General features: G+C 38.3%; 16 protein-coding genes. 10 read left to right on the top strand and 6 right to left on the bottom strand.

Annotation, left to right across the window (positions count from 1 at the left end):
* Positions 1-241: 241 nt before the first annotated feature.
* Genes BVC88_RS05300 through BVC88_RS05290 form a run of 3 tightly spaced genes read right to left on the bottom strand, consistent with a single transcriptional unit; the run spans position 242 to position 3,921 of the window.
* Positions 242-766 carry an FKBP-type peptidyl-prolyl cis-trans isomerase gene (locus BVC88_RS05300; RefSeq protein ID WP_075349614.1) on the bottom strand — a complete coding sequence of 175 codons (525 nt, stop codon included), beginning with the start codon at positions 764-766 and terminating at the stop codon, positions 242-244.
* Positions 767-800: 34 nt separating this feature from the next.
* On the bottom strand, positions 801-1,520 hold the full coding sequence (locus BVC88_RS05295) for a class I SAM-dependent methyltransferase (RefSeq protein ID WP_075349613.1): 720 nt from the start codon (positions 1,518-1,520) through the stop codon (positions 801-803).
* Positions 1,507-3,921, bottom strand: coding sequence for a YfhO family protein (locus tag BVC88_RS05290; RefSeq protein ID WP_075349612.1), 2,415 nt, complete (start codon positions 3,919-3,921; stop codon positions 1,507-1,509). Before BVC88_RS05290 ends, BVC88_RS05295 begins: the two co-directional genes overlap by 14 nt.
* Positions 3,922-4,084: 163 nt before the next feature.
* On the opposite strand from BVC88_RS05290, the gene ffh reads away from it, so the two are divergent.
* Positions 4,085-5,422, top strand: coding sequence for a signal recognition particle protein (ffh, locus tag BVC88_RS05285; RefSeq protein ID WP_075349611.1), 1,338 nt, complete (start codon positions 4,085-4,087; stop codon positions 5,420-5,422).
* Positions 5,423-5,673: 251 nt separating this feature from the next.
* Here ffh and BVC88_RS21730 read toward each other — a convergent pair whose 3' ends face one another.
* A complete protein-coding gene (locus BVC88_RS21730) occupies positions 5,674-5,916 on the bottom strand; it encodes a helix-turn-helix domain-containing protein (protein WP_075349610.1) in 243 nt (80 codons plus the stop codon).
* A 128-nt stretch (positions 5,917-6,044) separates the two neighbouring features.
* Here BVC88_RS21730 and BVC88_RS05275 point away from each other — a divergent pair, with 128 nt between their 5' ends.
* The 9 genes from BVC88_RS05275 to BVC88_RS05225 all read left to right on the top strand — a co-directional run bounded on the left by BVC88_RS05275 (position 6,045) and on the right by BVC88_RS05225 (position 18,084).
* Entirely contained in the window at positions 6,045-7,616 is a 1,572-nt protein-coding gene (locus tag BVC88_RS05275; protein WP_075349609.1) for a cysteine peptidase family C39 domain-containing protein, read from the top strand.
* 412 nt (positions 7,617-8,028) lie between these two features.
* Positions 8,029-9,183 (top strand): hypothetical protein, encoded by a 1,155-nt coding sequence (locus tag BVC88_RS05265; protein ID WP_139316528.1) that lies wholly within the window; start codon positions 8,029-8,031, stop codon positions 9,181-9,183.
* Positions 9,184-9,491: 308 nt separating this feature from the next.
* The gene (locus BVC88_RS05255) at positions 9,492-9,719 is read left to right on the top strand and encodes a hypothetical protein (protein WP_175574372.1); all 228 of its coding nucleotides are present in this window, start codon (positions 9,492-9,494) and stop codon (positions 9,717-9,719) included.
* Between the two features lie 160 nt (positions 9,720-9,879).
* Positions 9,880-11,238 (top strand): TlpA family protein disulfide reductase, encoded by a 1,359-nt coding sequence (locus BVC88_RS05250; protein ID WP_175574377.1) that lies wholly within the window; start codon positions 9,880-9,882, stop codon positions 11,236-11,238.
* 3 nt (positions 11,239-11,241) lie between these two features.
* Positions 11,242-13,443 carry a peptidase domain-containing ABC transporter gene (locus BVC88_RS05245; RefSeq protein ID WP_075349604.1) on the top strand — a complete coding sequence of 734 codons (2,202 nt, stop codon included), beginning with the start codon at positions 11,242-11,244 and terminating at the stop codon, positions 13,441-13,443.
* 2 nt (positions 13,444-13,445) lie between these two features.
* A complete protein-coding gene (locus BVC88_RS05240; RefSeq protein WP_075349603.1) occupies positions 13,446-14,762 on the top strand; it encodes an HlyD family secretion protein in 1,317 nt (438 codons plus the stop codon).
* A 57-nt stretch (positions 14,763-14,819) separates the two neighbouring features.
* The gene (locus tag BVC88_RS05235) at positions 14,820-16,457 is read left to right on the top strand and encodes a DUF6734 family protein (RefSeq protein WP_075349602.1); all 1,638 of its coding nucleotides are present in this window, start codon (positions 14,820-14,822) and stop codon (positions 16,455-16,457) included.
* 138 nt (positions 16,458-16,595) lie between these two features.
* A complete protein-coding gene (locus tag BVC88_RS05230) occupies positions 16,596-16,850 on the top strand; it encodes a TIGR04149 family rSAM-modified RiPP (protein WP_075349601.1) in 255 nt (84 codons plus the stop codon).
* An 82-nt stretch (positions 16,851-16,932) separates the two neighbouring features.
* Positions 16,933-18,084 (top strand): hypothetical protein, encoded by a 1,152-nt coding sequence (locus tag BVC88_RS05225; RefSeq protein ID WP_075349600.1) that lies wholly within the window; start codon positions 16,933-16,935, stop codon positions 18,082-18,084.
* A gap of 418 nt (positions 18,085-18,502) precedes the next feature.
* Here BVC88_RS05225 and BVC88_RS05220 read toward each other — a convergent pair whose 3' ends face one another.
* Positions 18,503-19,249, bottom strand: coding sequence for a LytR/AlgR family response regulator transcription factor (locus tag BVC88_RS05220; RefSeq protein WP_075349599.1), 747 nt, complete (start codon positions 19,247-19,249; stop codon positions 18,503-18,505).
* On the bottom strand, positions 19,246-20,325 hold the full coding sequence (locus BVC88_RS05215) for a sensor histidine kinase (protein ID WP_075349598.1): 1,080 nt from the start codon (positions 20,323-20,325) through the stop codon (positions 19,246-19,248). Before BVC88_RS05215 ends, BVC88_RS05220 begins: the two co-directional genes overlap by 4 nt.
* Positions 20,326-20,501: the final 176 nt, after the last annotated feature.

The raw sequence follows: 20,501 nt of genomic DNA, 5'->3' as shown, positions 1-20,501 counted from the left end.
GTAGCCCTGCTCGAGGTAAATAGGAATCCAACCCCATTTTCTCCTGCGCAGGATTTTGATTTGGAAAACGAATGTAGATGCGGGAGTCTGGAAACGAATTCTTTTTACCACCAAGCCCACGGAGGTTTTCGCGAAGGACGCAAAGGATTTATTCTATGGCTCCGTTAGTATCTTCACTAACGGAGTAAACTACAGAGAAAACATAGCTTTTTAAATCAAAAACCGGATTTAATTTGAAAGGTTAATCTTCCGCTTCATCTTCCTCATACTTATTCCCTTGAGATAGTTCGTCTTCGGTCGCCTCTCGGACTTCCAGTACGCTCCCTTCAAAATGTAAGTCAAAATCTACCAAAGGATGATTAAAGTCCAGTAACAAATCTTCACCCAAGTCCTTGATCACTTTTGCTTGCATAGGATAGCCATTTTCATCCATCAGTGGAAGGAAATTACCTTCCTCAAGCATTTCTTTTGAAAATCCCTGTTCCGTGGAAAATTGACTTTTTGGGAGTGTGATCAATAGTTCCTCACTAGCGGTGCCATATGCTTCTTCTACTTTGATGATAAAGGAGAATTCATCACCCTGAGACTTTTCAGCAAGTAATTCTTCGAATTTTTCAGGCAAACCACTTTGTCCAAATATGAAGTAAAAAGGATCTTCCTCGTCCCGAATCTCTACGCTGAATGGTGCCGACTCAATATCATCTGCATCTTTGCTTACCTTCAATTCGTAAGTCAATCCCACCATTGCATTTTCTGTAATTTTCATTTTCTTTTTTTTAATTCAACCGAAATCAAAATTTCTATTTGACGATTCCATACCGAAGTCGTATCCTCATTCTTTCCTTTAAAACCTCCCATTTTCCCCGAGGAGTAGATTTTCCCAGTGGTTTAGACGCCCTGAACACGAAATATTGATAATCTTTTTCCTGAAAAAATATAGGATAAGTTTCCATCTTTTCAAGATAAAATCCATTCTTAGTCAAGCTTTTGATCAATTCCCCGGAATCCAAAGGCTGATCAATAACTTGAAGTTTTTCCGGTTCATTCTCGATCATCCATTGGAGATAGCGTGGCGCCGGAATGTGAATAAATACCACCGATTCAGAATGCGAATGCTTTTGAATATTCTGAAACAATCGCGCATGCTGATCGACAGGAATGTGTTCCAATACATCTGGGAATACAAAGAAATCAAACTTTTTACCAGGCTTATCAAAATTTGACATGTCCGAAACCTCAAACGTTAGATTCTGCTGATCCTTCCAGATTTCCTTGGCTTTCTCAATACTTTCCGGCGAAATATCCACCGCTAAGACTTCCCCGCTTTTCGCTTGATGCGCAAGCAAATGAGAAACTGTACCAATCCCACAACCGATTTCAAGAATGGAATGATGAGATTTTAGTCCGGCAGTAACGACCTTATCCAGAATGCTTAGGTGTCGGGAGTTGATACCCGTCACTTCCTGCTTCTCGGCAAACTGATCGTAAAAGCTGATGACTTTATCTTTATTGATTTCCATCGGATTGCTTTTTATAGGTAAAGAAAATCCCCGCAATCAATCCCGCCAAAATCAAATATTGGAAAATGATCATTGGGGTTTTGGTGGCGGTATAGCTGGTTGGTGCAAATTTGAAGATGATCTCATGCGAGCCTTCTGGGATATTCAAGCCCCGAAGTAAATAATCCACCCGAATAATTTCCGCCTCTTTCCCATCTATAGTGGCTGTCCAGCCTTTTGGATAGTAGATCTCAGAGAAAACTCCCAATCCAGCCTGTCGCATGGTTGCGGTATAGTTCAATTCATTTGGCAAATAGGAATTCAAGGTAATCTGACCCATACCCGCGTTGATATCTTCGAATTCCGTGGTGTTGACAGTTGCCACTTTTTTGGTATCGATCTCACCAAGTTGCTCGAGTTCGGCTTGATTGCTTTGTACGCCTACAATCTCCATTGGAACCCAAGCTGCACCATTAGCCGCAGGATTTTCAAAAACCGCATTCGCTGCCGTTCCGGCGATAATGTATTTCGTATTCAGCATATTCATAGTCTGAATTCCCTCAAAATCAAATTCACCTTCCTGAGCTTTGGCTATAAAATCATTCAGTTCAAACTGAAGTCTATTGTCCAGTAAATCCTGATATCTTCGAAGTTTTGCGCCATGATAGCCACTTAGACTTTGGAAGCGGTAACTCGTCCGCGCTCCTTTTGTCAAAGATTCTGTTAGACTCAAAACTCTAAAATGAGCATCATCTTTTTCGATTTCCTGCTCGGCAGGAGTGATGGCAAAGAAACTCTTGGCGGGACTAGGCTGGAAAGATTCATTGTTCAGATACTGTCGATTGACAGACCAAAGATCAATCGTAACCAATGCGAGTAGTCCAAGTCCAAGTGCCAAATCGGAGATCTTCCCTTTGATTGTGAAATAGATCAATACGAATGCTGCTGCTAAAAACCCTAAACTCTTCCAAGCGGAGGCTTGTAGCATGGCTTTTCGATCTTGTTTTAGCGAACTAATCAGCCACTCTGGTAAGCTTTGATCTGCTGCACCGTCAAAGCGAAACATCCCTGCACCTATAGCTAAAAGAAGCAAAAGTCCTCCGACAATTCCCCCAGAGATCAAAAGTGGTTTCAGGTTTTTGGATTGTATCAACCGCTCCAATGAAATCATTCCCAGAACCGGTATCGCAAATAGCGTCATTCCCAAAGCCATGGAAACTGCCCGGAATTTATTGTAACCAGGTAAAATATCGAAAAGCAGGTAGTTGAACCAACTCAGGTTTTTTCCCCAGGAGAGTAGAATTGAAAAGATAATAATTGCTCCAAAGGTGTAAAGGCTTTCTTTTGGCGCAGCCCAAATACCAAGTATTGCGAGGAAAACAAGAATTGCGCCCCCGTAAATCGGTCCGCCGGTGAAAGGTTGATCACCCCAATAGGTTGGTGCACCTTGGATAAATCCATTAATCTGTTGCGCATCCAATCCGTTTGCTCGAAGCGCTTTTTCGGAAGCTGAGTTTTTCCCCAAAGGAGTTTGGCTGCCACCTCCATAGAAATCAGGCACCAAAAGGGTGAGGGTTTCTAATTTCCCGTTGGACCAGGAGAATGCGTAATCCTTATCCAAGCCCGCGCCGGCAGACTCTAAGGTAGCCTCTCCCCGGGTAGAATAGGGGCTGTATTCCAAAGCTGTAGCCAAGCGGCCGATATTTCCTCCTACGGCTAGTATAGCTCCCAAAATCAAAAAACCAAGGGTCTTTGAAATCTGCACAATGCCCTCTTTTTTCCAATCAAATATCAATCGCACTAACACATAAATAACAGAAGTGAGGAGTGTGTAATAAGTGATTTGAAGGTGATTGAACTTCAACTGGAGCAAAAGTCCCAAGGCAAGAAGTGCCGCCCCAAGGATTCGCTTTCGCTCGAAAGCCAAGTGAATACCTGTTAGAATTAAAGGAATCAGGCATACCGCCCAGATTTTGGCATTGTGGCCAGCTTCCAGACTGAGGAGATTATAGGTGTTGAATGAAAAAGCTACAGATCCTATGATCGCAAAAACAGGCCTTACCCCAAATGCTAGCAATAACAGGTACATGGAAAGCATTCCAAAAAATAAACCATTCACAGGATGTGGCAGGCCAAGGGTCAAAACTAAAATGACAGCATTGGTGATGTCACCTGGGAACTCCATGCTGATGAAATATGCGGGCATACCACCAAACATGCTATTGGTCCAAAGTGCTTCTTCTCCGGTTGCGGCCCGGAAATCCATCGCTTCCTTTGCCGAACCTTCCCACTGGAGAATATCGCCCTGGAAGATTACCTGATCCTGAAATACAACCGGAGAAAAATAAAAGGCTACTATCGCATAGAAAATAGCAATACCTAGCAAGTGGGGGAGGATGTCTTTTTTGAAATCTGGCTTCATGAAAAAAGAAATTCGGAGAGGATTAGAGATTATGTCGCAAATTAGGAATTTATACCCAAAGCGAAGAATCAAAAAAGCGAAGATCATCTTGGGATTTGATCAAACTCTCCTTTCTATCTGGATTGAAAATTTGTACTTTTGCGACAAATAGCTGAGAAATCGAATGTTTGATAATTTAAGTTTAAAACTCGACCGTGCCTTTAAAACACTTAAGGGAACTGGTAAAATCACCGAAATCAACGTAGCAAGTACGGTTAAGGAAATCAGAAGAGCCTTGATTGATGCTGACGTTAACTATAAAGTAGCCAAGGAAGTAACCGATACCATCCGCACAGAAGCACTTGGAAGAGATGTTTTGATCTCTGTTTCTCCGGGTCAATTACTGATCAAGATCACTCAGGAAGAGTTGACCAAGCTTATGGGTGGATCCAAAGTGGACATCAAACTCAGTGGTGACCCAGCAGTAATTTTGATTGCAGGTTTGCAGGGTTCTGGTAAGACTACATTTACAGGGAAACTTGGTAGCTTTTTGAAAAAACAAGGGCGTCAAGTCCTTTTGGTGGCCTGTGATATCTACCGGCCTGCGGCGATTGACCAGTTGAAAGTGCTGGGTGAGCAGATCGGAGTGGAGGTGTATGCCGAGCCGGAAAATAAAAATGCACTTCAGATCGCCAGCAATGCGATTGCCTACGCTAAGAAGACAGGCAAGAAAACAGTGATCGTCGATACAGCAGGTCGTCTGGCTGTGGATGATCAGATGATGAATGAGATCGAGGAGCTGAAAAGAGCCTTGAATCCATCCGAGACACTTTTTGTCGTGGATTCGATGACCGGTCAGGATGCGGTGAATACTGCGAAGACCTTCGATGAGCGATTAAATTTCGACGGGGTAGTATTGACCAAACTCGATGGTGATACCCGAGGTGGAGCGGCAATTTCGATTCGCCACGTCGTGAATAAGCCGATCAAATTCATCTCCACAGGGGAGAAAATGGAGAATCTGGATATTTTCTATCCGGATCGTATGGCCCAGCGAATCTTGGGAATGGGTGACGTGATTTCTCTGGTAGAGCGTGCGCAACAGTCTTTTGATGAGGACGAGGCTAAGCGAATCAATGCGAAGATTAGAGGCAATAATTTCAATTTTGATGATTTCCTTTCCCAGCTCGAGCAAGTGAAAAAGATGGGAAATATCAAAGACTTGATGGGTATGATCCCGGGAATGGGCAAAGCCATGAAAGGCTTGGATATCGATGATGACTCTTTCAAGCCGATCGAAGCGATTATTAAAAGTATGACTCCAGCTGAGCGATCTAATCCTGATCTCATCGATGGAAGCAGAAGAAAGCGATTGGCAGCTGGATCAGGTAGAACGATCGTCGAAGTGAATAATCTGATGAAGCAGTTTGGTGATATGCGCAAGATGATGAAGCAGATGAACAAAATGGGCGGAGCCAAAGCCGCGCTTGGCAAGATAATGCCGGGAATGGGAAAGCGGTAAGGGATTTAAGATTTTAGAGATAGGATTTTAGATTTAGGAAATCAGCAAATTTGGTTCAAGTCTTCGGGCTTGGACCTTTTTTTTAAATCAGAAAGCTCAAGTCAGAAAGCTGAAAAAAATCAATTCCAATAAAAAACGGTTCAAATCGGAAGATTTCAACCGTTTTTTTTAGAGGTTATAGGTTTTAATTTATCAAGCCTTCCAATCTTTTCAATTCTGAATTAGTTTCTAGATTGGATTGGTGGATATGATTATGGATTTAGGAAGGAGGGGGGGGGGTATTTAGTTAGAACTATCCCTTCTTTAGCTAAAAAATCCAACAAATCCAGCTCATAGATTTCTCCCATTTTAGCCAATTGGAATATGTTTGGAATACTTTTTCCGCTTTCAATATTCGAAAGTGTCTTCTGAGAGACCCCCAATATGTGCGCTACATCATACTGAGAAAGTCTTTTTACTTCGCGGGCTTTCTTCAAACGAGATCCTAGTTCCATAAACAACTAATAAGTAAAAATTTACTAAAAATTAGAAATATCTTACTAGGTTAATACCTAGAGATGTAGGAAATTAGCTTTTAGTTATTAAGAATCAAAAGGAATTAACTTTTTTTAGTTTTCAACCTATGGAAAATACGCTGATCTGTACAAAGAGATTGTTTGACCTGATCAAATTGCCCTATAATTCCGCTTTTCTTAACGGAAAATTGCTCACACATCCAGAGCCGCATAGCTTGTTGTCCATCTCTGATACCTTGGCCGAATACAAGGTGGAAAGTCTTGCGCTTCAAATCGGAGAGGATAAATTGGATCAGCTTCCCTTACCATGTGTTGTTCAAATCAACCAAAATCCCTATCCTTATTTTAGTTGCCTGTCTAAGGTATCAGCTGATCGGGTGGAATATTTGGATGATAAGGGGAAGACTGCTGAGCTGGCTAAAGCTGAATTTATTACTAAATGGACTGGGGTTACACTAGTCTTGGAGAAAGGAGAAGACTCCGGAGAGCCGGGATATCAGCAGCGAAGAAAAGAGCAGCTAACCTATAAAGCATTACTTTTTTTACTAGGTGCTGTTGGCTTAGGCTGGTTTATTGGAAATTTGGTAGGATGGGATGACTATTCTTCGTACTCGATTGGAGTTTTGGCAATCGTCAGTTTAAAATTGGCAGGTTTGTTTGTTTCAACTATTTTGTTGTGGTCTGAGGTGGATAAGAATAACTCTGCAATTACACAATTTTGTACTGGAGGTGAAAATGTGGATTGCAATACCGTATTAGATTCCTTTTCATTCGGAGGTTTGATCAGTTTGAGCAATTTGGCTTTTGCTTATTTTTTCTCCGGATTTTCCCTTTTAATGTTTAGTTCATTTTCAGTCTCAGGATTGGGACTTTTAAGTGTGCTGAGTTATTCCAGCTTAGCGATCATTCCTATTTCCTTATATTATCAGGGCGTAAAGCTCAAAAAATGGTGTGTCTTATGCCTGTGGTTATCCGGCATTCTATTGCTGGAATTTGGGGCTAGCCAATTCCTTTTGCCAGAGCTTAACTCTTCAACACTAAGTGAGTGGAGTGTATTTTCATTTCTTTTTCTAGCTAGTGTGCTAGCCTGGCTGAGTCTAAAGCCCTATTTGATTGCAAAGACCGATCTTTATGCTGTAAAGAGCAAATTGGCTAAGGTCATGTCAAACAAGGAGTTTTTCGATCATTTCCTGAGCAAGTCCAGACAGATCACTTCCAATCCCGAAGGATTGGGGATATTCCTAAATGGGATAAATCCGAAGTACCATGTCTTAAAGGTTTGTAACCCTTATTGTGGTCCTTGTGCCCGTACACATCCGCTATTGGAGCAGCTCTACGAAGCGGGTAATATTGATTTGCAGATCGTATTTGTACCCGGAGGAGGAGATGAGGTTAGACTCAATACCATCCGGCACCTTTTGGGAATTGCTTCTCAGGGAGATTTTGAAAAAACCCGCCAAGCTTTAGATGACTGGTATAGTCAGGACAAAAAGGATTATGAAGCCTTTGCGGCAATCTATCCACTGAACGGAGAACTGGCAAAGCAAGAATCGAACATCAAAGCCATGCTGGACTGGGCAGACAAGGAGCAGATTACCCATACGCCCACTATTTTCATCAATGGCTATGAGTTGCCTTCGGCTTACGCCGTGGAGGACTTGAAATATGTGTTACAATAAAAATTAAAAGCTGCTCTTGCAGTTAAAAATATTCAATCGCGATGAATGGGCATATTGCTCGGGTGCTCCACAATGACCGAGTATAAGCGTAAAAATTTTAACAATACTAAAAATGAAAAAACTTAGTTTAGAAATGCTGAGGCTCACTTCAGGAGAAGTGCTTGAGCGAAGTCAAATGAAAAAGATTACCGGAGGGTATGGGGGAACCTGTTATTTACAATGTGATAACTGGAATAATTTTAGACCAATGCAAGTAGATAATTGCCATTCATCAATTCTAAGTTTGTACTGCAGTGGAGGAGGTGTATGTACTTGTTAATTAATTGATGAAAAATCAAACCGGTTTAAAATAAATTTTAAACCGGTTTTCATATTTAAATATTTATTAATACTAGCCTTTTGATCATGAATTATGTTTAAGAAAATTAGTTTGTGGTGGATTACTAATCTATTGATTGTGTCATTGCTCATGTGGCCACCATTTTCTTTTGCTCAATACAAATTGGAGAGAGTTGATGGTTTTATAATAGACTCGTTATATCCAGTGGAAATTGTGGACTATTTTCCTCAAGATGAACTTTACTTAGGATATATTAATTCTTCTGAAGGAACAAGAATAGCACTCATTAACGAAAAAGGTGATTTTATTATTCAAAAAGTTCTACAAGGAGATGGCCCCAATCTAATTTCATCGTCGTTTAATAGTTTAGCTTTCTCTAAAGAAGGAGGAATTTGGATTCAAACTCCTTTTGAATTAGTCTTGTTTGATCAGAAATTTAACGTTAAAAAAAGAACGAAATACCTCTCTGAAAGTAAAGTTCATTTGTACGGGAGAATGGAGGTTTTTTCCTATTTCTACCAAAATCAATCTCTATCTAGTTTTTCATTCATTACAAATCCTTCTGGTTTATTTCCATATAAGCCAAATAGGGATATTAATAGTATTCAATTAATTGAAATTTATCAGGTAGATAAAAATAAATTGTATAAAATTGCTCCTGTTTCTGATAGACCATTACACAAGAAATTTGAAATTTCTTTAGGTTTAGCTTATGTTCCTTCTTATGTTATAGATAAAAAGTCTAATAAACTTTATTTAACTTCATCTTTAGATAATGAAATCACGGTATATGATTTAGTTTCCGATATGGTGCATTCAAGAATAAAAATAAACCATGGAGATTTCAAAATACTTTATAAGAACATTATTACAAAAAGTGATTTTCCCTCTTATGGAAGGATCTCCTTAGGCCCTAAAAATCATAAATTATTCTTACTTGATGGAGGAAAAATAGTCTTGGATTATATTAGAGAGATTCCTTATGGAACCTATGAGAAAAAGATCGCAGATGATCCTACCTATCATCATTTTCAAGACCCGAACTATCATAGACTAATATTATTTGATAATACTAAGCAGGTAAGTGGGGACATTGCCCTACCAGCCAATGGTAAATTAATGACTTCCTTGCCGGGGAATAGGCTTTTATTCCAGTTGATTGACCCAAACCTCGAGGAGGACTTTGTTCGATATGGGATATATAAAGTAGTCGGCATAAGCAAATAATCATTTCAATAAGTCTATAATTGATTTTTTTTGAAAAGCTCCTTCCCCTTCTACAAGCAACCCGACTCCAAAGACTGTGGTCCTACTCGCCTGCGGATAATCGCCAAGTACTATGGTAAGCGTTATCTATTAAGTAGATGTGGTAAGTATTTGAAATACAAGTAAATATTTACTAAAACTTAGTAAATATGGTATAGGTATCTATTTGATAACTAACTAATTTGGGAGTATTAAAAAGGGATTGGATGGTCCAGTCATTTTAAGATTTTAACCAAAATACTGACAAAATGAAAAAGTTAAGTTTAGAAATGCTGAGGCTCACTTCTGAAGAAGTGCTTGAGCGAAGTCAAATGAAAAAGATTACTGGCGGGTATGGATCGGGAGGTTGTTGTATCCATTTACGTAGTTCTAGTACCGGCGCATATCTTGGAAGAAGTTGTGACCAATCTTTCGAAGCTGCTAGAGGAGCTTGGTTCATGGGAACGCAATATAGTAATGGAACCTATGCATCAGGTTACTGTTGCGCAAGTTGTTAAATTAAAGTCATTAGGTTTCGCTTTGAATTGTGAAGCGAAACCTAATTTTATCCTTGATGAAAAATAAATGATATTTATGAGATTTAGAATAACTTTCCTTTTTTTTCTATTTGTGGCTTGTACTGATTCCAAAGATAAGTCCTATCAAAATTATGAAACCTTGAAGGTTCAAAATCCAAATAGGATTCTGATTATTAATAGTTCAGATATAATCCCTCCATATATCATTAGTAAGGAGCTCACATTTGATGAGCTTTTAAAAGGAGAAGTATATTCTGATACCATCTTTAGTCCAGATACAATATTTTTCAAACTAAATGAGAGTATTCAATTAATTAACATAACTCCAACTGAGGAATATGACCCACATACATTTCTGGTCCAAACTGGAGACACCTTAGACGTACAGTATATAAATAGTAAAATGCATGTAAATCGAATTGAAAATAGTAAGCTTATTCCAATAAAATGGGATTACACTCAGATTATCCCCAAGTCCAAAAAGTTCTTAAAATTAGATTCCATGGAAAGCTTTTTTTTAAAAGAAGAAATGATGGGAAATTTAAAATCTTTTCTTCCTAATATAAAAAATAAAGACAAATGGGATTTTAAACTTCCAGAATATCTTAAACTTATTGATGAAAACTATTCGGCATTAGTTGATTCTCTAAACGCAAATGAGAATCCGCTGAATAATTTATATTCCCAATTAATCAAGGAAAATCAAATTCAACGTATAAGTAAGGTATTAAACATTGTTAACAATAAAGAAGAAACTGAAAAGTTCTATACTAAATATTTAACTTTTGAAAATTTCAGAAATCGGTATTTATTAAACATATATGGTCTTTATTATATGAACAAATTCCATTTTAACAAGGATATTACTTTAACTGAAGAATATGAAAGAGGATTTACAGAATATCCTAAGGAAATTTCTAGATACTTTAAGTTTAGATCGATTTCTTCGATGGTAGTTAAAAAATATAGAAAGGAAACTATCTTAGATTTTTTAGATAAATACAAGGAAGAGTATGGTGATTTTTCTCCGTTACAAGATATTTTAAGTGAAATGGAATATGAAATTCAGACATCCTCTGATCTTGCACTAATTGATTATAAATCAAATGTATCTAATTGGGAAGAAACAAAAAAACAATGGAAAGGAAAAATAATTTATGTAGACTTTTGGGCTAGCTGGTGCGCACCATGTTTGCGAGCAATGCCCTATTCCAAAGAGTTGAAGGAAAAGCTGGAAGGCAAAGAAGTTGTCTTTGTTTATTTAGCATTGAATGATAAGGAAGATATGTGGAGAGAGAGTGCTAAAAAGAATCAGATTGTTGAAAACAACTTTTTGATCCGAAACTCCAAAAGTTCAGAGTTCATCTCTAATTACAATTTAAATGCCATTCCAAGGTATATGATTTTCGACAGAAATGGAATGCTAATCCATGAAGATGCACCTGGATCTGAAACCAAAGAGGTACTTGAAATCCTCAAAGAAGTAATTAATCCATAAGTCTTGAAAAGCTCCTTCCCCTTCTACAAGCAGCCCGACTCCAAAGACTGTGGCCCCACCTGTCTACGGATAATAGCCAAGCACTATGGTAAGCTGATATCCATTACCGAAATCCGTGAAATCTCTGAGACGACCCGGGAAGGCAGTAGCCTGCTCAAGCTGAGTGATGCTGCTGAGTCTATTGGTTTTAAGAGTATTGGAGTCAAACTTAATTTTGAAAAGCTGAAAGACGCTCCAATGCCCTTAATTGTGCATTGGGATAAAAACCACCACGTGGTGGTCTATCGCATTAAAAAGAATGTAGTCTATATTTCTGATCCTGCTTACGGATTGATCAGCTATTCGAAGGGTGAATTTATTTCCAGGTGGATAGGAAACAATGCGGACGAATACTCCAAAGAAGGTATTACGCTGTTATTGGAAGTTACTCCGTCCTTTAAGAAGCAGAAGTGGGAGGAAAGTGACAAGCGTTCACTGGGCTTTCTCTACCAGTATTTGACTAACTACAAGAGCCTGATCATCCAGTTGTGTATCGGACTTTTGGCAGGAAGTCTTTTACAGCTTATTTTTCCTTTTCTGACCCAAAGTATTGTTGATGTAGGGATTCAAAATCAGGATATTGGATTTATCTATCTGATATTAGTGGCACAAGTGATGCTTTTCCTTGGGCGGACCAGCGTAGAAGTATTTCGAAGTTGGATTCTGCTTCACCTCACCACCCGGATCAATATCTCTCTTGTTTCTGATTTTTTTATCAAACTGATGAGCTTGCCCATAGCCTACTTCGATACCCGGATGACAGGAGATATCATGCAGCGTATAGGTGATCACAGAAGAATAGAAAATCTACTGACTGGAACCACGCTGAATACCCTATTTTCTTTTTTTAACTTGATTGTTTTTAGTGCGGTGTTGATTTATTACAGTCTGACCATCTTCCTGATATTTCTCGGAGGAAGTACGATTTACCTCCTATGGATTCTTTTTTTTATGAAGCGAAGGGAGGAATTGGATTACAAGCGTTTTGCACAATTAAGTCAGGAACAGAGCTTAGTGATCGAACTAATCAATGGGATGCAGGAAATCAAAATGCACAATGCTGAGAAGCAAAAACGCTGGAGCTGGGAATTTGTGCAGGCCAGGCTGTTTGGCGTCTCTATTCAATCCCTATCATTGGAACAGACTCAGGAGGTCGGCTCTTCCACTATAAATGAGTTAAAAAATATTTTGATCACCTTCACTTCCGCTTTATTGGTTATCGAAGGAAGCCTGACCCTAGGTATGATGCTTGCCCTACAGTATATCATTGGTCAGTTGAATGGGCCCATTACGCAGCTTGTAGGATTTGTACGGGCCTATCAAAACGCTTCTATTAGTCTGGAGCGACTAAATGAGATCCATGATAAAGAAGAGGAAGAACAGTCGGAAAAGGCCTATGTTAGAAGTTTTCCTAACAATGCTGAATTAACTGTTAAAAACTTATCCTTTCGATACATTGGCTCGGATGAGCATGTGCTAAACGGAATCAACCTAACTGTGCCCTCGCAAAAAATCACAGCAGTGGTAGGTGCCAGTGGAAGTGGGAAAACTACCTTGATGAAGTTGTTGTTGAAATTCTATGAGCCTACTAAGGGAGAGATTTTTTATGGAAATCATGACTTAAAAATGATCAGTGCCAGAAGCTGGCGTGACCACTGCGGGGTAGTGATGCAGGAAGGATATGTTTTCAATGATACCATTGCTGCCAATATCGCTGTAGGACAGGATCGAATCGATCAGGAAAAGTTGATAAAATCGGCTCATATCGCCAATATTCTTGATTTTGTCAATTCATTACCGCTTGGGTTCAATACTAAAATAGGGAACGAGGGTGCAGGAATGAGTACCGGTCAAAAGCAGCGGCTTTTCATCGCGCGTGCTGTTTATAAAAATCCTGAAATTTTATTCTTTGATGAGGCTACTTCGGCCCTCGATGCCAAAAACGAGCGGGTGGTGATGGAAAATCTCAATCAATTTATGCAAGGGAAAACTGTATTTATCATTGCACATCGGCTGAGTACTGTAAAAAATGCAGACCAGATTGTAGTCATCGACCAAGGTAAACTAGTGGAGCAGGGAACCCATGAGGAACTGGTGCATTCTAAAGGTTCATACTATGATTTGGTAAAGAATCAATTGGAACTGGAAAAGATAAAAAGCAATTAATTATGTCCGAACCAGCTACATCCAGCGATAACCTACACCTCCGATCAGAGGAAGTTCAGGAGATTATAGCTACCCCACCAGCTTGGCTTATCCGATGGGGGATTACACTTGTGTTTTTATTGATTTCCATGATTCTTTTATTGTCTTTTTTGATCCGATATCCGGATTATGTGCAGGCGAAAGTATTAGTGACTACGCTGGAACCGATTGAGCGGGTGGAGGCTCGTGTTTCCGGCCAAATCGAAAAGGTGTTTATTGAAAACAGGGAAGAAATCAAAATTGGCCAGCCGCTTGCCGGGATGAAAAGCACTGCAAAATTGGAAGATATTCTGTTTCTAAAAGAAATTCTGGACAGCACTTTATTTGGTAGCCAGAACAACTACTATTTTCCTATTAATTCACTTTCTAATTCAGTTCTTGGGGAGGTGGGGATTTCCTATTTGGAGTTTGAGCGAAATTACATGGAGTACTGGCTTCTACAGGAGTTGCAGCCCCGCAAAGGGCAGTTGGAAGCCGCTAGACTATCCTTGGCAGAAATCCAAAGTAGGATTAAAAGCCAGAACGCCCAAAAGGATTTATTGGAACGGAGGTTAGCCCTATTTGAGATTGATTATGAGCGAAATAAAAGGCTGCATAAAGAAAAGGTAATTGCTGATAAGAATTTTGAAGCCATAGAAATTGAATACCTTCAAATGCAAGAGCAGGTCAATATGATGGTCATCTCCATATCACAATTGCAGGAGGCACTTACTAATGCAAATCAAACTCAACGAAATACAGTAATAGAAAAACAGGAAGAAGAATCTAGAGCTTTAAAAAATTTATTACAATCTTATTACAGTCTAAAACGGACTTTGAGGGACTGGGAGTATTCTTACTTATTGACCTCCTCCACAAGCGGATTGGTCAGTTTTCAAAAAATCTGGGCTGCCAACCAACAAGTAAATTCAGGTGAACTGGTTTTTACTGTGCTTCCGGAAAACAAATCAGAGTTATTGGGATCAATGAAAATCCCTGCTCAAAATGCAGGAAAGGTTAAGGTCGATCAGAAAGTACTGATAAAGCTGGATAATTATCCGTTTCAGCAATATGGCGCACTCATTGGAAGGATCACCACGATCTCGGTATCACCTGATGATGAGTCTAATTATTTGGTTTATGCTTCCTTGCCTAAGGGGATGACCTCTTCCTATAAAAAGCAAATTCCATTTAATCAGGAATTGCTGGGTACTGCCGAAATCATCACCGAAGAGTTGAGTGTGGCAGAACGAATGTTTTTCAGATTTAAATCAGCGATTGTTTATCAAGATGTCAACTGATGATTTCACAGGGCTGCAAACGGTAATTTACCAAATCAACATTAAACTTAAGGATTGATGAAATTTGTTCAGACTTTCTGGATTGATACCGATAAAAATGGGTTTGAGGATTCATTTGGTTGGTGTAGTGCGAAATACCATTTGATGAGCTGGGCTTTAAGCTGTTTGCAGTTGAACAAGTTTTACGATAATGTAGAATTGATTACCGATACCAAGGGAAAAGAACTTTTGATAGATGTACTTAAGCTGCCCTACAAAAAGGTTAGAGTTGAATTGGATAATTTGAGATTTGATGCGCATCCAAGGTTATGGGTTATGAAAAAGATTTATTCTTATAACCTTCATAATGAACCTTTTTTGAATGTAGATGGTGATGTATTTATTTTCAAACCATTTCCACATGAGGTATTATCAGGTGATTTGATCGCTCAAAATATCGAACAGGATTTTGACTATTATAAAGAACTAGTCAACCTCGTAAATGATACTTTTGCCTTCGTTCCCTCAGCGATCAAAAAACAGCTAGAAAGCGCTATGCCGATACAAGCAAGCAATGCCGGCATCTTGGGAGGAAATGACCACCATTTCTTTTCGGATTATTATCAATTTGTTCAAAGATTTGTGTCAGAGAACAAGGATAAAATAAACCAATTGACTGCTTCTCAACTAGTCAACTTCAATGCTGTGGTAGAGCAATATTTTTTTCATTGTCTAAGCAGTAATTTGAATGTAGCCGTAGACTACCTTTTTGATACGGTTTATGATCCTTCTTTTTTTGAAGGGTTTTGTAATTTCCACTATTTGCCAGATAATACTGCCTATATCCATGCTTTGGGAGATTATAAGAAAAATGGATGGGTCTGTGATCAATTGGCCAATAGATTACGGCTGGACTATCCGGAGTACTACAATAGGATCAAGGATCTCTTTGAATCCCGCACAAAAGATTTTATTGGGCACGATACAACTGATGAATCTAAAGCTCTCACAAGTGAAGTCTCCAATTTTTCACTGGCCTATTTGGCAAAATTGGAAACAGTGAAATTTTACCGAACTCAGCTAATCCTATCCGCGATTTGCGAAAAAGAGGGTATCGCTTGGGATACGGCTAAACTTACAATTTCAGGATTAAAGGATTTCTTAGAAAAGAAAATGATCGACACAAGTTCAGTTGCGCTGCTGAATGATGTTTATGAGTTTGAGAAGGAGAAACTTAGATTAATTGAATTATTACCCTTAGATGAATTTGCATGGGAGGAAGGATTTTTAGCCATCGAATCAGCTAACCAAGTTTTAAAGGACGCTTCCTGGCAAGATATAGGAGAGTTGAAATTAGGACCTCATTGTAAGACCATAATATCAGAATGGGACTGGGCTCAAAATTCAGTCTTGTTTGCCAGAGTCAAAATGAATCCAATTGAAAATAACCTTCTTCTCCCTCCTCATTATTATCAAACGCTATTGTTGTGGGATAAGCATCATATGGAAGTCATTGAATATCTACTTGGTCCACTGGGAACTTACCTTTTGTCAATTCTTTCTCAAGAGAACTATATTTCAATGGTAGAAGTAGTAGAAAATGTAAATTCATTTTTTGAGGAAGCTAGTGATATACAGCTTTTAGTCTTTTTGGAAGAGGAGATTAGATTCTTGGCCTATAGTGGAGTGATAGTTTTAAGCAGAAAAGTTGAATAGTCTCTTAGTAAATATTTACTAGAAATTAGTAAAAATGGTATAGGTAATGAGTTGATAGCTAACTAATTTGAGAGTATTAAAAAAGGGATTGGATGGTCCAGTCCTTATGATATTTTAATTCTTTAAAAAACAAAAAAAATGAGAAATTTTAATTTTGGAAAATTAAATTTCCAAGCTAGTGAAATTATTGAGAGGAGTCAATTATGTAGAATTAAGGGAGGGTCAAATGGTGAACCTACTATGATACAATGTAATTGTACCACTTCTAATGGTGGAACTACAACTGCTACCTGCACTGAAGACTTGGTAAATCAGGGAAGAAATCGATGCTGTACTTCGAGTTATGGCTCTGGCTCGCAGCAATCAAATTGTGGAATGACTATTGGAGGTTAATTGGCCAAAATAGCTGCATTATAGAATAGGATGTAATTGATTTTCTATCCTATTCTTGTTTAAAATTTTGAAATTTATATACATGAAACAATTTAATTCATCATTATTCCTTTTTGTTCTGATATTTTTTTCAGCTTGTTCTGGTACCGATACCGTAAATAAAGAAAGAATCTTAAGATTTGAATTGCTAGACTCTATTAAGATAGATATATCACATGATTTTGGTTTTGTATCAACCAGTTCCAATGGTGATAATATTTTGGCATACTCATATTTGGATGAATCTTTTTTTCTTCTTCATTTAGATGGGACAGTAGAGTTAAATTTTATAGCCCGAGGCGAGGGTCCGGAAGAGTATTCAGATATTTTGCCATTCGCGGGGATTTATAATGAAAAGCTATTTTTTTTAGATCATAAAAATCTATATTATTTTTCATTGAATGGAGAATTTATATCTTCTACCCCTTATAAAGATCCGTTAGTCAGTACTTATGGTGGTCTGCCAAGCTCAGAACTATTTTTTTTGAATGATAGCTCATTTATAATACCCAATGTTCATATCGGTGATCTTCCTAGACGCTCTGATCATTTATCTATTTTAGATACCATTCCTGTTTGGATTAAGTATAAATTATCACCAGAAACAAATTCCTTTGAAAGATCTCAAATAGGACTTTTTGACAATAGATCTACCTTATATAATGAATTGAGATTCAATACCTATAAATCGTTTTTTTCTTACGATAATGGATCAGTCTTACAAATACCCTTATTGGGGTCTGATCTATTTAAATATAAATTGGGATTGGACAATCAAATAGAAAAGGTCAGTTTAAATATTCCTGATTTTCAAGTTCAGCAAGGTTTGGATGTTGAGAGGATGACGATAGATAATAATAATTTATTTAATAAAATGGGTGAAGAAAGTAGTTTTATTAATTTTCTTGTTTCAATGCATTCAAATGATATTTTCTTGATTTATTCAATCAAGAACCAATTGGAGCAGTTTGCTGATATTGATAATAAGTCTACGGATGTTAATACTCGATTTTATGGATATTATTACCATATGCCTTCAAAACAAGGTGTTCAGGTACCGCTTCCTAAAAATGGAGAAGATTCATTTTGGAAGAAATCAGTCTACTTAGGAGATAATCGGTTTCTTTTTGTTTCAGAAAATGAGGTGGAAAGAGATTATTATATTGGTAAAATATATAGACTAGTTGACCAGTAAGAATCCCTTAATTTGAAATTAGATTCAATGGTTATATTTCCAAACTAAAAAATACAAACGATGAATCATTATTCTGTTTAGCCTTATACCATAAAATTAATTAGGTCATCTTTTGGAGATATTCTAATTTCCCATCCTATGGGAGAATTACTGGATGATGATTCTAATCAGCTCAAAATCCATCCTCTCAGAAATTCATTAGAGCAGCTCTATTTCGTGTAAAAAGCATCATTTTCGGATACCGATACCAAAGAGCTGAATCCGGTAATCGGAATAGTGACTCTTAAATGATTACTAATTCTAATAGTTAGCTCTTAAGTGTTTCTACCAGAACCCTTCCTGATTAATCTGCTATACTCGTTTTTGGAGAATAGAGGTTTTATTCTCCCAATCCCCGCTCTCTCTTTCATCCAAAACCTCAACTCATCCATCTACTCATAAACTCCAAGAAGGCTTCTTTGTAATTGTCACCTACGGTGATGGATTGATTGCCGATATTGATTGTGTTTTTGGAGACGGATTCGATATGATCCAGTGCGACGATAAAGGAGCGATGCACTCGCATAAACTGATCGGCGGGAAGAAGCTCTTCCATACTTTTCAAACTCGTCAGCGAAAGCAGGGGATTGGTTTTTGAGATCAAATGAACCTTTACGTAGTCTTTGTAGGCTTCTACATAGCTGATATCCTTCAGCATCACCTTGACCAGTTGATATTCGACTTTTAAGAAAATATAGTCGGGAATGCTGGATTCAGTCTTTTTTTGAGCCGAAGTATCAGTTTGATTTAGTTTTTCGAAGTAGGAAAATCCTTTCGTAGCAGCCGAAAGAAAATCTTCATAGCTGTAGGGCTTGAGTAAATAGTCTAGGGCTTCGACTTTGTAGCCTTCGATAGCAAATTGATGGTAGGCGGTGGCAAAGATAATCCTGGTCTTATCCGAGTTTTTCTTCCCATCAAGTACCCGGGCAAGTTCCATCCCCGATAGATCGGGCATCTGTATATCCATAAATATAAGCTGAACTTCGTTTTGGTTGATAAAGCCCAAAGCTTCGATGGCATTTGAGAATTTGCCAATTAATTTCAAAAAGGAAGTTTGCTCGATGAATTTGCTGACCAACTCTAAGGCTAAGGGTTCATCGTCTATAGCTACGCAGTTGAGAATCATGATAGATCAATGGTAAGATTAACCCAATACTCCTCATTGGATTCGTCTTTACCAAACTTCAGGCGATGTTTTTCTGGATAAAGCAGACTCAATCTTCGTTTGGTGTTGACCAAACCGATGCCGTTTTCCTTTGCCTCCGGGCTCTCCGGGTGAAGCGGGAAAATATGATTTCGGGTTTCAAAGAATAGCGTTTCTCCCATTACTTCGAGTTTAATCAGAATCTCACTTTCTTTTTGAGAGCTCACACCATGTTTGAAACAGTTTTCAAGGAAAGGCAACAATAGCATAGGAGCAATGACCAAATCCTCTTTTGGAGCCTCCACCTGTATATCGAGCTTTACGTTTGCAGAGAGTCGCATTTTCATCAATTCAATGTAGTCGTTGATGAAATTGACCTCTTTGCTCAGAAGCGTTTCATCCTTTTGATTTTCATAAAGGACATAGCGCATCATTCGCGAAAGTTTCAATAAAGCTTCCTGTGCTTTTTTTACATCAAGGTTGGTGAGGGAATAGATGTTATTAAGTGTATTGAAAAAGAAATGCGGATTAATCTGCGCTTTTAAATAAGATAATTCAGTATTAATTCGCTGACGATCAAGTTCCTTTCGGATAGATTCATCCTTTTGCCATTTCTGAACAGAAGCCACCGAAGTGCTAATTCCTAGGGAAAGCAAGAAAAGCATCAGGTGAAACACATCTCCAAAAACCCATCTTCCGTTAGGCTTGAAAGGCTTACCCGGGTTAAATGCGTTATGCATTATTTCGGGAAGGTTGATGATATTTTCGAAGTAAATAATCAGACCGAAGTAGAATACCACTCCGATTAGCAGAATCATGAGGTACAGGTAGAGTTTGTCCTGCAAGAGAAATCTTGGTACCAGCACCAGCATATTGATATAAAAAATAACCGATAATAGACCTCCCAGGAAAATCTGTTTCCACCAATATTGGATCGGTACGTCTACTCGCCATGACAACGGGGATAAAAGTAAAAGCACAATCCCCAACATGGTCCAGCCCAGAATATGGATTAGAACAGAGACTCTTTTGCTTTTATTTTGAATTGGTATCGTCATAATATTTCTAATTATTAGAGCAAGCTAAAGAAACTTTTATGTCTGTATCAAGCGTAATCTACCAAAAGTGCTTTTTTGACGCTGAACTCTTCAGTACACCTGATAAAAGCCAAATCTTTCTAAATCCCTGTTTTTATCAGGCATAAAACCCTCTTTGTCGATAAAACCACCCTTGC

Origin of the sequence: Algoriphagus marinus (genome assembly GCF_001936475.1) — a bacterium.
Taxonomy (GTDB): Bacteria; Bacteroidota; Bacteroidia; order Cytophagales; family Cyclobacteriaceae; genus Algoriphagus; species Algoriphagus marinus.
Note: the sequence above shows the minus strand (reverse complement) of the source record. Positions and strands in the feature narration are given on the sequence as shown.

Bases quoted from the DNA above. Each gene is read 5' to 3' on its own strand.
- BVC88_RS05300 (WP_075349614.1), bottom strand. From the start codon at position 766: ATGAAAATTACAGAAAATGCAATGGTGGGATTGACTTACGAATTGAAG.
- BVC88_RS05295 (WP_075349613.1), bottom strand. From the start codon at position 1,520: ATGGAAATCAATAAAGATAAAGTCATCAGCTTTTACGATCAGTTTGCC.
- BVC88_RS05290 (WP_075349612.1), bottom strand. From the start codon at position 3,921: ATGAAGCCAGATTTCAAAAAAGACATCCTCCCCCACTTGCTAGGTATT.
- ffh (WP_075349611.1), top strand. From the start codon at position 4,085: ATGTTTGATAATTTAAGTTTAAAACTCGACCGTGCCTTTAAAACACTT.
- BVC88_RS21730 (WP_075349610.1), bottom strand. From the start codon at position 5,916: ATGGAACTAGGATCTCGTTTGAAGAAAGCCCGCGAAGTAAAAAGACTT.
- BVC88_RS05275 (WP_075349609.1), top strand. From the start codon at position 6,045: ATGGAAAATACGCTGATCTGTACAAAGAGATTGTTTGACCTGATCAAA.
- BVC88_RS05265 (WP_139316528.1), top strand. From the start codon at position 8,029: ATGTTTAAGAAAATTAGTTTGTGGTGGATTACTAATCTATTGATTGTG.
- BVC88_RS05255 (WP_175574372.1), top strand. From the start codon at position 9,492: ATGCTGAGGCTCACTTCTGAAGAAGTGCTTGAGCGAAGTCAAATGAAA.
- BVC88_RS05240 (WP_075349603.1), top strand. From the start codon at position 13,446: ATGTCCGAACCAGCTACATCCAGCGATAACCTACACCTCCGATCAGAG.
- BVC88_RS05235 (WP_075349602.1), top strand. From the start codon at position 14,820: ATGAAATTTGTTCAGACTTTCTGGATTGATACCGATAAAAATGGGTTT.
- BVC88_RS05230 (WP_075349601.1), top strand. From the start codon at position 16,596: ATGAGAAATTTTAATTTTGGAAAATTAAATTTCCAAGCTAGTGAAATT.
- BVC88_RS05225 (WP_075349600.1), top strand. From the start codon at position 16,933: ATGAAACAATTTAATTCATCATTATTCCTTTTTGTTCTGATATTTTTT.
- BVC88_RS05220 (WP_075349599.1), bottom strand. From the start codon at position 19,249: ATGATTCTCAACTGCGTAGCTATAGACGATGAACCCTTAGCCTTAGAG.
- BVC88_RS05215 (WP_075349598.1), bottom strand. From the start codon at position 20,325: ATGACGATACCAATTCAAAATAAAAGCAAAAGAGTCTCTGTTCTAATC.